This is a genomic window from Corynebacterium sp. KPL1818 (assembly GCF_000478135.1).
GTDB classification, from domain to species: Bacteria; Actinomycetota; Actinomycetes; order Mycobacteriales; family Mycobacteriaceae; genus Corynebacterium; species Corynebacterium accolens.
In genome coordinates this window covers 774287-787035 of the sequence record NZ_KI515758.1, presented here as the reverse complement: position 1 = coordinate 787035, position 12749 = coordinate 774287, and the positions used below count along the sequence as shown (strand labels likewise).

Here is a 12749-nt window from a genome sequence, read left to right as displayed (position 1 = left end):
GGTAGGGTGCAATTATGACATTGCTTCCTACCGGCTTTTCGCGTGCGCATACTGATCCTTATACCGGCGTGAACTTCAACCTTGGTTTTGAAGTCACCCACTACACGCTGTACTTGAACTACCGCGTGGAGCCTAACCTGCTGCAGGGCGAGGCCATTTTGAGCGTGCGCGCGGTGGAGGAACTGACCTCCTTAACCTTAGATCTTGGCGGGGCGATGGTGGCGCGGCGCGTGACCGCCAAGCACGCGCCCCGGGTGGCCAAGTTCCGCCAATCTTCTGGGAAGCTGCGCTTGCGTTTTGCCTCCGAAATCCCTGCCGGAACCGAGTTTGAGCTGCACATTCGCTACGGCGGCAGCCCGCACCCCATCCGCACCACATGGGGTGAAATTGGTTGGGAGGAAACCGAATCCGGCTCGTTGGTGGCCAGCCAGCCCAATGGCGCGCCCAGCTGGTTCCCCTGCGATGACACGCCTTCTGAAAAGGCGACGTATGACATCATCATCACCGCCGATAGCCCCTTTACCGTCATTTCCAATGGTGAATTGGTCTCCCGCAAGGCCGGCGGTTCCACCACTCGGTGGCACTACCGCACGCGCCACCCCATGGCCACATACCTGGCAACGGTGCAGGTAGGCGAGTTCTCTTCATATTCGCTGGGGGCTGATACCCAGGCGTGGGCGCCGGCGTTCTTGCGCGAGCGCGTGCGCGAGGAGTTTTCCCAGCAGCAGGAGATGGTGGATTTCTTCTCCTCTCTCTATGGGCCTTATCCTTTCCCCGCCTATCAGGTCGTCATTACCGAGGATGAGCTGGAGATTCCCCTCGAGGCCCAAGGCTTGTCCATTTTTGGTTCCAACCATGTCAAGGGCGATCACGCCTTCGAGAGGCTCATCGCCCACGAGCTTTCCCACCAGTGGTTTGGCAATTCCGTCGGCCTTTCTGCGTGGAAGGATATCTGGCTCAATGAGGGTTTTGCCTGCTACAGCGAGTGGTTATGGGGCGAGCACAAGGGAGGCGCGTCCGCGCGCGAGGCGGCGCGCTCGCATTACCAGGTCTTGGCCCGCAAGCGGCAGGACATCAAGGTTTCTGACCCGGGCGCGCGCGATATGTTCGATGACCGCGTGTACAAGCGCGGTGCCCTCGCGGTGCACGCCATTCACCGGCTGCTTGGCGATGCCTTCTTCCCCACCCTCACCTCCTACCTCACCCAGCATCAGCACTCCGTGGTCGAGCCCGCAGATCTCCTCTCGTCCTTCCGGGAGGCTGCGCCGGACGCCGCTCTTTTCGATGCCACCGTTGCCGCATGGCTCGATGAAACCGCGTTGCCCAAGTTTCCGGACTAGTGGTTTTGGGCGCTATTTGCCGTGGTTTTGTTTATGGACAGGCCCGTACTAGTGGGGATTGTACAGTCTATTGACCAATTCCTTTCTTGCGGTTGCGCTGGTGTTTTATTGACCTAGAATAGAACATGAAAGCGAAACAGGAAGGAGGGAACCATGGAAACTGCTAAGCATACAGAAATCAATTCAGCGATTTCTGATGTGACTGCGGGGCTTACGCGCCTGCGCAACCTTATGCAGAATCCGGACGATCTCTCCTTCGAATTGCTCCACCCTAACTTCGAGCATTTAGAACGGGCGCTGGGCAATAAATCCACTATCGATGCCGCCTTTGCCTTTATTGCAGAGCGCGATGATGCCGGCAGGCGGGTCGGCTCCTCTAAGGCTAAGGACTATTTAGTCGCCCGCCTTGGCCTCACGGAGTCCGAAGCCGCCGCACGCCTGCGCAACGGCAAGAACCTCTTTGCACCCATCGAGGATCCTGAACCTACTCCCCCGCCAGCAGACGACGAGGCAGACGCGGCCGCGCAAAAGAAAGCCGAGGAGGAAGCGCGCCGCCGCGCCGAACGTGAGCGCCGCGCGGAAGAACAGCGCCGCAAGAAGCTCTTCGAGGAAGACCCTATCCCAGAGCGCATCCTCAACCTCATCGAACGGGAGCTGCGCAACCTCAATAAGTTCGCGGTCCCTGGGCCGCGGGAGCTGCGCAATAAGGCCTTGGAAGAGGCCAAGCGCCGCTCTTATGAATCTCTGCGCGATTGGCTGCGTCAGGCCATCCGCAAAGCAAATAAGCACGCCGTCGATCCCTCTGGGAAGCGCGATCCGCACGCGGCCACCCGCAAGCGCCGCTTCAGCATTTCTAACCAAGATGCAGACGGTGGCGTGCACATCTCCGGCTACCTCGATGCCTCCGCCGCCGCGGTCTTGGCCAGCGCCTTCGCCCCTGCCAAGAATAAGGGCAGCGAGAGCCTGAGCCCCGAAGACGATACCCGCACCTATGCCCAGCGCATGGCGGATCAGTTGACCGCGGCACTAGGCAGCTATTTGTCCGCGGGCCAGAAGAAATCGGATGGCCTCGGCTCCTTCTTCGTCGCCACCACTCTGGAAGAGCTACAAGCGATGAGCAGCGATACCCGCTTCACCACAAGCGCGGGAATCGATCTATCTCCGCTCGATCTTCTCCGCTTGGGCGCTGCGCAGCACGACTTTTTCTGCGCCGTCGATGACAAGGGCTTCCCGCTCGAGCTCGGTCGCACCAAGCGCACCGCTTCGCTATGGCAAAAGCTAGCGCTCGCTGCCGGGGAAATCGTGTGCACCCACCCGGACTGCAACCGGCCATGGCAAGACTGCGATGTCCACCACCTGCAGGCGTGGTCCCACGGGGGAGCTACAGACCTCCGGAACCTCACCCTGCTCTGCCGCCGGCACCACGTGGACAATAACGATAACCGCGATGGCGGCAATGGCATGGGGCATGCGGAAAGAGACCCAGAAACGGGCCGAGTGGGCTACCGCTCAGCGCATACCGGCGGGCTTTCACCCTCGGTGGAGCTCAATGACTCCCCTGCGGCAGAGCAAGCCCCGGCGCGCAAGCTCGCCGACCCGCCTGCTCAGCCTCATGCCCCGGTGGATTCACCACCCAGTTCCCCGGGCGATTCGCCGCAGCCTTCGGCTCCGGACTCACCACCTTCTCCGCCGCCTCCCGGCGCAGCGTGAGCATACCCTACCACCCACTCTCTACCGTGCCTTCAGGCCGTACGATCATGTCGTGCGGCCTAGAAGTGCGTGTACAAGCGTTTTGGGGCTGGCCACGCGCAGCGCTTGTACGGACTGCCCTACACTGGAGACTCATGCACACCATGCTCGTTACTGGCGGCGCCGGCTTCATCGGTGCCAATTTCGTGCGCCTCATGGCCAAGGTCCGCCCAGATACCCGCATCATCGTCTTGGATAAGCTGACCTATGCCGGCAACCGGGATAACCTTGCGGGGCTCGATGTGGAATTAGTGGAGGGCGATATCGCGGATGCTACGGTGGTGAATCCGCTCGTCGCTAAGGCGGATATCGTAGTGCACTTCGCCGCGGAGTCTCACAATGATAATTCCCTGCGGGATCCCTCCCCTTTTATCCACACCAATGTGGTGGGTACATATACCCTCCTAGAGGCCTGCCGGGCATACGATGTCCGCTTTCACCACGTTTCTACCGATGAGGTCTTCGGGGACTTGGAAATTGGGGCGGATACCAAGTTCACGGAGGAGACCGCCTATGCACCCTCCAGCCCTTATTCGGCCACCAAGGCGAGCTCCGATCACCTCGTGCGGGCATGGGTCCGATCCTTTGGCCTGCGCGCCACCATTTCTAATTGCTCAAATAATTACGGGCCTTACCAACACATCGAAAAATTCATCCCGCGCCAAATCACCAATATCCTCTCCGGGCATACCCCCAAGCTCTACGGCACGGGCGAGCAGGTTCGTGACTGGATCCACGTCGACGATCACAACGCGGCGGTGCTAAAAATCATCGAAGAGGGGCGGATTGGTGAAACGTATAATATCGGCGCTGACCAGCCGGACATCGATAATAAGCGCATCATCGAGATAATCTGCGAAATCATGGGACATACCCAGGGAGGTCGAGCCCTGTACGAGCACGTGGCGGACCGCCCCGGCCATGACCAGCGCTATGCCATGGACGCTACCAAGCTGCGCCGCGAATTAGAGTGGCAGCCCCGCTTTACCGATATCCGGGCGGGCTTGGAAAATACCATCGCCTGGTACCGCGATAACGAAACGTGGTGGCGCTCCCAAAAGGAATCTGTAGAAGCCCGCTATAAAGAGCAAGGACAGTAATTATGCAGGTACACAACACCGCCATTGAAGGCCTACGCATCATCGAGCTGGACGTACACGGAGATAACCGCGGTTGGTTCAAGGAAAACTGGCAGCGCGAAAAGCTTGGTGAGGCCGCACCAGAATTGGCTTCGTTCCAGCCGGTGCAAAATAATATTTCTTATAACCACACCGGTGCCACGCGCGGGCTGCACGCTGAGCCTTGGGACAAGCTCGTCTCCGTCGCGAACGGCAAGATCTTTGGCGCCTGGTGCGATCTGCGGGAAGGATCCGAAACTTTCGGGGAAATCGTCACCCATGAAGTGGGGCCAGAGACCGCCGTATTTGTGCCCCGCGGGGTTGCCAATGGCTTCCAAGCCCTCGAGGAAACTTCTTATTCTTATCTGGTCAACGAGCACTGGTCCCCCGAAGCGCGCTATACCGGAATCAACCTCGACGCCGTGGAGTGGCCCCTCGAGCCTCGCGAAGTATCAGAAAAAGACAAGCACTTGCCTGCGCTTGCCGACGTCACCCCCATGCCACCCCGCAAAATCCTCGTTACCGGTGCGAATGGTCAGCTCGGCAGGGCGCTGAAGCGGGTTCTCAAGAATGCCGAGTTCTGCACGCATGCGGAGTTCGACATCACCAATCCCCCGCAGCGCCAGTGGAAGCAATACGAGGCCATCATCAACTGTGCCGCCTACAACGACGTCAATGGTGCGGAAGACGATCGCGCCGCCGCCTGGGCCGTCAACGCCGAAGCGCCGGCCAAGCTCGCCCGCATTGCTGCCGAAAACCAGCTGACCTTCGTGCACGTATCCAGCGACTATATTTTCGATGGTTCTAAGGAGCTGCACACCGAAGACGAGATTCCCTCGCCCCTTTCCGCCTACGGGGCGTCGAAGGCCGCTGGCGAAACCGCCGCGCAAACCGCACCGCAGCATTATGTTGTGCGCACCTCGTGGGTATTTGGCGATGGCCCAAACTTCATCGCCACCATGCGCCGCCTCGCCGAAGCGGATAAGGAGCCAAAGGTCATTCATGACCAGCGCGGACGCCCCACCTTCGCTGAGGATTTGGCCAAGGGCATCGCGCATCTCCTGCACACCCAGCCCGAGTACGGAATTTATAATATTTCCAATTCTGGCGATACCGTCGGGCGCGATGAAATGGCGATGTCCGTATTCATCGGCTTGGGCCACGACCCATCAGAGGTCACGCCGGTAAGCACCGAACAGTATCGGGAAATCGCTGGCCCCGAAGCACCACGGCCCAAAGAATCAACGCTTGCCCTAGATAAAATCGAGGCCACGGGCTTTTCCCCGCAGAATTGGCGGGCCGCCCTCGCCTTGTACCTCGCGCTGTACCCTAGCGTTCCTGGCGAGCCCAGCAAGGCCAGCGAGGAGTAGCGATGAAAGGCATAATCCTCGCCGGTGGATCCGGAACGCGGCTTTATCCCATTACTAAGGGCATCTCTAAGCAGCTCATGCCCATCTATGACAAGCCGATGATCTACTACCCGTTGACCACGCTCATCCAGGCGGGCATTCGGGAGATCCTCATCATCACCACCCCAGAAGACGCTGGGGCCTTTCAAAGGCTCTTCGGGGATGGTTCGCAACTCGGGCTGATGATCGATTACGCCGTGCAGCACCGGCCAGAAGGATTGGCGCAGGCCTTTTTGATTGGGGAGGATTTCATTGGTGATGACAGCGTCGCGCTCGTTCTCGGCGACAATATCTTCCACGGCTTCGGCGGGGAGCTAAGCCAGTGCCGCAATCCAGAGGGCGGCATCATCTTTGCCTATGAAGTCTCGGATCCGCAGCGTTACGGTGTCGTCGAATTCGACCACGCCGGCCAAGCGCTCAGCATTGAAGAAAAGCCGGTGGAGCCGCGGTCTAATCATGCCGTCGTCGGGCTGTATTTCTACGATAATTCGGTCATCGATATCGCAAAGTCCATCACGCCAAGCGATCGCGGGGAGCTCGAGATTACCTCCATCAACGAGGCCTACCTGCGCCGCGGCGCGCTAAGTGTGCAGCGCCTCCACCGCGGCAGTGTTTGGCTGGATACCGGCACCGTCGATTCCATGAGCGAGGCCGCCGCCTACGTAGAGGTGATGCAGAAAAGGACGGGCATCGTCATCGGTTCCCCCGAGGTGGCGGCCTACGAAGCCGGATTCATTTCCCAGGCGGAGCTGGAGGCGCTAGCCCAGCCCCTCCTCAAATCCGGCTACGGAGAGTACTTGCGCGATTTTTAGTAGCCGCGCTCGATGTACTCGTCGATGCGCGCCGCTTCTGCGCCCACCGTCGTAGCATCGCCGTGGCCCGGCAAGACCTTCGTATCTTCCGGCAGGTTGAATACGACGTTGCGCAGGGATTCGATGATGACATCGAAGTCCGAGTACTTGCGCCCCGTCGCACCAGGGCCACCGTTGAACAGGGTATCGCCAGACAGCAGCGTGCCATCGACGTAGAGGACAACACAGCCCGGCGAGTGGCCCGGGGTGTGGTAGACGGTGATCTTCTCGCCGTTGATGTCGAACTGGCCGTTATCGGCTAGGTCGATGTAGTGGGCATCGCCATTCGCCTCTCGCCAGAGCATGTCATCGTCCGGGTGCATGTAGACATCCGCATCGAATCGCTTCGCCGCCTCCGGCGCGAGCTCGCAGTGATCGTTGTGGCCGTGGGTCAGGATGATGCCCTCAACCTTGCGATCGCCCACCAGCTCTGCCACGGCATCGAGGTTGTGGGAGGGGTCGACGATGTAGACGCTGGAGGCATCGCCTAGCACGTAGACGTTATTGTCCACGTCCCATTCGCCGCCGTCCAAGCGGAACTTGCCAGAAGTTACAGTGCTTTCAATCTGCATTAAAATTCCACCACCGAACGTAGTACCTTGCCGTCCTTCATAGTTTGGAAGGCAGACTCGACATCGTCAAGCGCGATGCGCTCCGAGACGAACTTATCCAGCGGGAAGTTGCCGGCCTTGTGCAGGGCAACGTATGCGGGGAAGTCGCGCTCCGGCAAGCAGTCGCCGTACCAAGCCGGCTTGATGGAACCGCCGCGGCCGTAGAGGTCGATGGCCGGGATGTCCACGTGGTCGGTCAGGTTAGGCACGCCCACCATCACCATGCGGCCGGCATGATCGCGGGAGTAGAAGGCCTGGCGCCACGTCGGCTGGATGCCCACCGCGTCGATGGAAACGTCCGTACCGAAGCCGCCCGTGAGATCGCGCACCGCATCGATGACCTCCTGCTCCGACATGCCCTTCGAGCAAATGGTGTCGGTGGCGCCGAACTCGCGCGCCGTCTCCAGCTTGGACTCGTCGATGTCTACGGCGATGATCTTCGCCGCACCCGCCAGCTTCGCACCAGCAATAGCCGCGACGCCGACGCCGCCGCAGCCGAAGATGGCCACGGACTCGCCCAGCTGGATATCGCCGGTATTGACGGAAGCGCCCAAGCCGGCCATGATGCCGCAGCCCAGTAGGCCGGCAGCTGCGGGGTCCATGTCATCGACCTTCGTGCACTGGCCCTCGTGGACCAGGGTTTTCTCTGCGAAGGAACCGATGCCCAGCGCAGGGGTGAGCTCGGTGCCGGCGTCCGGATCATCGTCCGCGAGTGTCATGCGAGCAGACGCGTTGTGGGTATTGAAGCAGTACTTGGGCTCGCCCTTCTTGCAAGCGCGGCACTCGCCGCACACTGCGCGCCAGTTCAGGACGACGAAATCGCCCTCCTCCACGTGGGTAACCGCGGAACCTACGGTCTCTACCACGCCTGCCGCCTCGTGGCCCAGCAGGAAGGGGAAGGCATCCTCGATGTCACCATCGCGGTAGGCCAAGTCGGTGTGACATACACCGCAGGCCTGCACCCGCACGATGACGTCATTGGGGCCGGGATCGGGAACGACGATATTTACGGTCTCAACTTCCGCGCCCTTAGAGCGGGCAATAACAGCTTTTACAGTCATGTCCACAACCATACCTACATTTTCAATATGGCCGCGGTAATGAAAATAGTTACTAGGAAGCCGCAATCACATTGGCCGCGTGCTCGTGGCCACGCTGGTTCATGTGGATAGGCAAGTTACCCGCGCCCGCCGTAAAGTCCACGAGACCTGCCCACATGCGGTCATTCGCATTAGCGCACATGCCGTTATTGCGGGTCGATGGCTTCATATCCAAAAACTGCACGCCGGTGCGGGCCGCCAGATCAACCTGCATCCACTGCGCCTTATTCTCGTAGTCCTGAACCATGGGCAGGAAGGTCGAATCCAGCGGCGTCGGGCCAACGTGGACGAGGCAGTAGTGCGGCCCCGAACCGATGGTGGGGTAGCCCACGATCTGAATGCGGGCATTCGGTGCGGCCTGCTTAATCCGCTCAACCTGCGGGGCGGTGCGATCCGTAAATTCCCGGCGGATCTGATCCATGTTCAGATCGCGGTGGTTATAGGTGTCGTTGAAGCCGGTGGTAATCAACACGCGCGCGGTATCTGGGGTCAGCGCGCCCGATCCGATGGCGGCATCCACCTGCTGCCAAATCTGCGGGCCGTTGGACATCGACACCGCACCAGAGCAGGAGAAATCGCGCACCGGTAGGCCCATCTTGGCGCCGGCCCGCTTCGCATAGTTGAAGGAGGTGGGGCAGTTTTCCCCGATTACCCGCGTTGGATTGAAGCGGTCCTTCAAGTATTCCCCGCCGTTCGGATCCGCCATGACCGAGTCACCGAAGGAAACGAGATTGCGCTCTGCCGCGCTAGCCTGCGGCGCCGCTACCGCCACGCCCACCACCGCAATTGCGGAAGCGACGACCGAAAATGCCTTGAGTTTTAGGGATTTCATTGAGGGACCTTTTCTTCAAACCTTGTAACTTAAGTGTAGATTAGTCACTCCAGTAACATTTTTCGAGTTAGAAGCAACATCATCTTTTCTTCTAACGATATCGATCGTAGTTATATTTTTGTTATCTTCGCCTTTTCGGAGTTATCTCTTTCATGAAATTGTCTGATGTTTCTTTCCACGCGTCCGCGCTCAGCCAGTTCTTCCCTGCTCTCTTCAAATCGGGGCTGATTACCCGGCAAGGCGGGCTGAGCGGGCAGATCAAGCTCCTGCCCAACCTCGCGCGCTACCGCTTCACCACGGCGCGTGAAATCGAGCAGGCCTATTTGACCTGCCCTGATCACCTCGCGCTTATCGATGACGACGGCGCCCTCACCTACCGCCAGCTGCGATCCCACGCGCAGAATTTTGCCCGCTACCTAAAGTCCCTGGAGCTGCCGGAGATCCGGCTCGGCGTCATGGCCCGCAACGGCCGCGGCATCATCATCCCGCTCGGTGCCAAGGGCTACGCTGGTGCCGGGATCTACCTACTCAATGTCGGTTCTTCCCCAGAGCAGTTGGCCGGCTGCATCGAAGAAAATGGCATTAATGTCCTGGTCATCGATGATGAATTCATCGACCGCGTCGATCCCAACCTCGATATCCCGGTCATCATCGCCCACGATACGGGGGCAAGCGATCTACCCACGCTCGATAAGATCGTGAAGAATCCCCTGGATATCGCTCTGCCTACCTTTCCCAAGCACGGCCCCATCGTGCTGATGTCCTCCGGCACGACCGGCATCCCCAAGGGCATCGTCCGTCCCGAGCCGACCTTGCCGGTTGTCCTCGCCTCCATCGTGGGCAATATCCCGTGGCGCGCCGATCAGCGCGTGCAGATGACGGCCTCCATCTTCCACACTTGGGGGTGGGCCTGCATCAATATCGCGTTGGGGCTGCGCAATACCATCGTTACCCGCCGCGTTTTTGAGCCGGAGCAGGTGCTTGATGATGTCCAACGCTACCGCCTCGACGGCATGCTCTCCTCCCCCATCTTTTTCAAGCGCTTGGTGGATCACGATCCCGAGGGCGCTTTCGATACCTCGAGCCTGAACTTCATCGCCTCTGCCGGCAATGCCCTTACCCCGCAGGTGGTCAAGGACACCAACGCGCGCTTCGGCCCCATCCTCTGCAATGTTTATGGTTCCACGGAGCTGGCGCTTGCCTCAACGGCCACGATGGAACAGGTCGCAGAAAACCCCGATGTTGTGGGCAAGGTGGCCAATGGCACCAAGCTGCGCATCCTCGATAAGGAGGGCCACCCCGTTCCCCGCGGCGAGGTGGGCGAAATTTACCTCACCAATTCCACCGCCATGACCGGCTATACCAACCCCAAGCTCAAGCTCAATCGGGTCGATGGATTGTTGTCGATCGGTGATCTGGGGTACATCGACAAGCAGGGCTTCCTCCACGTCGTGGGCCGGGCCGATGACATGATCATCGTGGGCGGCGAGAATGTCCACCCCCAGTCCGTGACCGAGGTGCTCGAGGCCATGCCCGGCATCGATGAGGTGCACGCGGGTGGCGTGGAGGATAGCGAGACCTTCAGCCGCATCGCCGTCTGGGCGGTGCCTACTGCCGATGCCGCCGGCCGCGATCTGACTGCCGATGCCATCCGCGCCTGGGTGCACGATAAGCTCGCCGAGCACTCCGTGCCCCGCGATGTGCACTTCCTATCCAAGCTGCCGCGCAATGCCACCGGCAAGGTGGTTCCGCGCCTACTTAAGCACGGCGACTAAGTTTTTCAATGCCCCACCACATCGGTGGGGTAAAGAGCACGGCAATAAGCCAATAAATCAACCAGAAGCTGCCGTTTAGCCCTACCACCGCGATGCTAACTACAAGGATCGCAGCCGTCACCGCACTGGCATATACGGATTTTCTTACATTATTATCGGACTGATTCCCAGACTCGGTTTTCGACTTCCCGCTGAGCTTCCGATCAACCGCGCGTATGATATCACCGCCAAAGACCAGCGAAAATGCGATATAAAAAGCTGCGAAACCGTGCATGAATCCCGCTTCGCCGTCAGTATGCAGAGTGAAAAATGAGAAAATTAACAAGACTATGTCAATAATTGGCGTAGCGATAAAGAATGCCAGTCCAATTCTTGGGGCCTTGACGATGTATCGGAGAACACCGCCCAGAATAAGGCACACCCAAAAGAGGATTTCTGCTGCGACGGTAGCAATAAGCACTGTCTCGTTCCTTCTCTCATCGAGGCCATATGGCCTGCTTCTATTGAAGGAGAGTTTATATTAAGGAAGAAACCCGCACGTATAAAAATGGAGCCGCCTGCGAGAATCGAACTCGCGACCTTTTCATTACGAGTGAAATGCTCTACCGACTGAGCTAAGGCGGCGCGCTGCTTAAGCAGCACTGGCGATTCTATCGCAGGGGTGGCGCGGAAAAGAAATCGGGGCTCAGGCCTCGTTTTTGGCGGGGCCAGCGTTTAACACCGGCCCGGTACTAGACAGCCCCAGCGCTAGAGGCAGGCCCGCCGCAGCCTGCCCACCAAGCCGTCGAAAGCAATCTGCGTGCCCACGTTCTGGGTCAGCTGCTCGCGGCAATAAGAAATGGCGGACTGGCACTCCAAGAGGCCCTCCTCGCTTACCCGCTGCGCCAGCTCGCCAGATAGTCCCGCGAAATCCGGGTGGGTCATCTCCACCTGCGCGCCCACCTTTGTCATCAGCGCGTCGCGGTAGATTCCGGAGAGATCGACGAGCACCAGGTCGAGGTTATCGATGACCCGTCGCTTCGCCTGCTTCTTGTGCTGTTCTTGTAGGTCCTTGATAGCGGAGCGAGCATCGCGCTGCGCCTTCGCCGCGCCCTTGCCCTTCGCGCCCACGCCAAAGGTATTTTCCAGCTTGGCCAGCTCCGCTTCTTCTTCCTCCTTGTGCGATTCCTTCGCCTCCGCATCCACCAGCTTGAGAAGCGAGGTCACTGCCTGAAAGCCCTGGGATTCGTGGAAGATGTCCTCGGCCAGGTTGATGGCCACAGCGCGGCGCTTTTGCACCGTCGGATCCGCCACTAAGTGGCGCGCCCTGCCCACGTGGCGCAGGGAAGTCACGGCGGCGAGGCGGGCATCGTGATCCGAGGCGCCTTCGCTCACCAGCTGTGCAACGATATTGTCCACCGACGGCGAGGGAATGTACAGGTGCCGGCAGCGCGAGCGCAGGGTCTGGGAGAAGTCCTCGGGGGCATCGGAAGGCGCGCACATGATAATCACGGTGCGCTCCGGCGGCTCCTCCACCGTCTTGAGCAACGCGTTGGCGCCGTTATTGTTGAGGCGATCCGCGTTATTGAAGATCACGACGCGCCACGGGGCGACCGTGGGCAAGCTCGCGGCGCGCCCGATGACCTCGCGCACCGTATCTACCGGGATGATGACCTCCTGCGGGTCCACCAAGACTAGGTCCGTGTGCTGCTTAGTGCCCAGCACGGCGCGGCAGGCCTCGCATTTTCCGCAGCCCGGTTCCTCCGGATCCGTGCACATGAGCGCGGCCGCGAAATCGATTGCGGCCAAGGAACGCCCCGAACCGGGAGGGCCGGTAAAGAGCCAGGAATGGCTCATCGCCCGCGGATCTGCCCCCGACATCCCCCGCGCCGCCCGCGCGGCACCCAGGATAGTGCGGGCTACACCTGGGGTATCTGCCAATCGTTGCGCAACGCTTCCCGTATTCACTCGCTCTAGCCTACTGG

Annotated in this window: 11 protein-coding genes and 1 tRNA gene; 6 read left to right on the top strand and 6 right to left on the bottom strand. The window is 59.9% G+C overall.

Annotation, left to right across the window (positions count from 1 at the left end):
* Positions 1 to 14 precede the first annotated feature (14 nt).
* The 5 genes from HMPREF1261_RS03640 (at position 15) to rfbA (ending at position 6428) form a co-directional block, all read left to right on the top strand.
* On the top strand, positions 15 to 1340 hold the full coding sequence (locus HMPREF1261_RS03640; RefSeq protein WP_023030018.1) for a M1 family metallopeptidase: 1326 nt from the start codon (positions 15 to 17) through the stop codon (positions 1338 to 1340).
* 153 nt (positions 1341 to 1493) lie between these two features.
* Positions 1494 to 3050 (top strand): HNH endonuclease signature motif containing protein, encoded by a 1557-nt coding sequence (locus HMPREF1261_RS03635; protein ID WP_023030017.1) that lies wholly within the window; start codon positions 1494 to 1496, stop codon positions 3048 to 3050.
* Between the two features lie 134 nt (positions 3051 to 3184).
* The gene (rfbB, locus tag HMPREF1261_RS03630) at positions 3185 to 4189 is read left to right on the top strand and encodes a dTDP-glucose 4,6-dehydratase (RefSeq protein WP_023030016.1); all 1005 of its coding nucleotides are present in this window, start codon (positions 3185 to 3187) and stop codon (positions 4187 to 4189) included.
* Between the two features lie 2 nt (positions 4190 to 4191).
* Positions 4192 to 5577: a dTDP-4-dehydrorhamnose reductase gene (rfbD, locus tag HMPREF1261_RS03625; RefSeq protein WP_023030015.1), complete on the top strand. Its 1386-nt coding sequence runs from the start codon at positions 4192 to 4194 to the stop codon at positions 5575 to 5577.
* 2 nt (positions 5578 to 5579) lie between these two features.
* Positions 5580 to 6428 (top strand): glucose-1-phosphate thymidylyltransferase RfbA, encoded by an 849-nt coding sequence (rfbA, locus tag HMPREF1261_RS03620; RefSeq protein WP_023030014.1) that lies wholly within the window; start codon positions 5580 to 5582, stop codon positions 6426 to 6428.
* On the opposite strand, the gene HMPREF1261_RS03615 is transcribed toward rfbA, so the two are convergent.
* Genes HMPREF1261_RS03615 through HMPREF1261_RS03605 form a run of 3 tightly spaced genes read right to left on the bottom strand, consistent with a single transcriptional unit; the run spans position 6425 to position 9010 of the window.
* Positions 6425 to 7039, bottom strand: coding sequence for an MBL fold metallo-hydrolase (locus tag HMPREF1261_RS03615; protein WP_023030013.1), 615 nt, complete (start codon positions 7037 to 7039; stop codon positions 6425 to 6427). The genes rfbA and HMPREF1261_RS03615 overlap by 4 nt on opposite strands.
* Complete coding sequence (locus HMPREF1261_RS03610) at positions 7039 to 8139, bottom strand: S-(hydroxymethyl)mycothiol dehydrogenase (protein ID WP_023028189.1); 1101 nt, start codon at positions 8137 to 8139, stop codon at positions 7039 to 7041. The genes HMPREF1261_RS03615 and HMPREF1261_RS03610 overlap by 1 nt, the downstream gene beginning before the upstream one ends.
* Positions 8140 to 8191: 52 nt before the next feature.
* A complete protein-coding gene (locus tag HMPREF1261_RS03605; protein ID WP_023016607.1) occupies positions 8192 to 9010 on the bottom strand; it encodes a GDSL-type esterase/lipase family protein in 819 nt (272 codons plus the stop codon).
* Between the two features lie 152 nt (positions 9011 to 9162).
* Here HMPREF1261_RS03605 and HMPREF1261_RS03600 point away from each other — a divergent pair, with 152 nt between their 5' ends.
* Complete coding sequence (locus tag HMPREF1261_RS03600) at positions 9163 to 10785, top strand: AMP-binding protein (RefSeq protein ID WP_023030012.1); 1623 nt, start codon at positions 9163 to 9165, stop codon at positions 10783 to 10785.
* On the opposite strand, the gene HMPREF1261_RS03595 is transcribed toward HMPREF1261_RS03600, so the two are convergent.
* The 3 genes from HMPREF1261_RS03595 to HMPREF1261_RS03585 all read right to left on the bottom strand — a co-directional run bounded on the left by HMPREF1261_RS03595 (position 10769) and on the right by HMPREF1261_RS03585 (position 12732).
* Positions 10769 to 11245, bottom strand: a complete 477-nt coding sequence (locus HMPREF1261_RS03595) for a hypothetical protein (RefSeq protein WP_023030011.1) — start codon at positions 11243 to 11245, stop codon at positions 10769 to 10771. The genes HMPREF1261_RS03600 and HMPREF1261_RS03595 overlap by 17 nt on opposite strands.
* 88 nt (positions 11246 to 11333) lie before the next feature.
* Positions 11334 to 11409, bottom strand: a tRNA-Thr gene (locus tag HMPREF1261_RS03590).
* A gap of 123 nt (positions 11410 to 11532) precedes the next feature.
* Positions 11533 to 12732 carry a DNA polymerase III subunit delta' gene (locus HMPREF1261_RS03585; RefSeq protein WP_023030010.1) on the bottom strand — a complete coding sequence of 400 codons (1200 nt, stop codon included), beginning with the start codon at positions 12730 to 12732 and terminating at the stop codon, positions 11533 to 11535.
* Positions 12733 to 12749 lie beyond the last annotated feature (17 nt).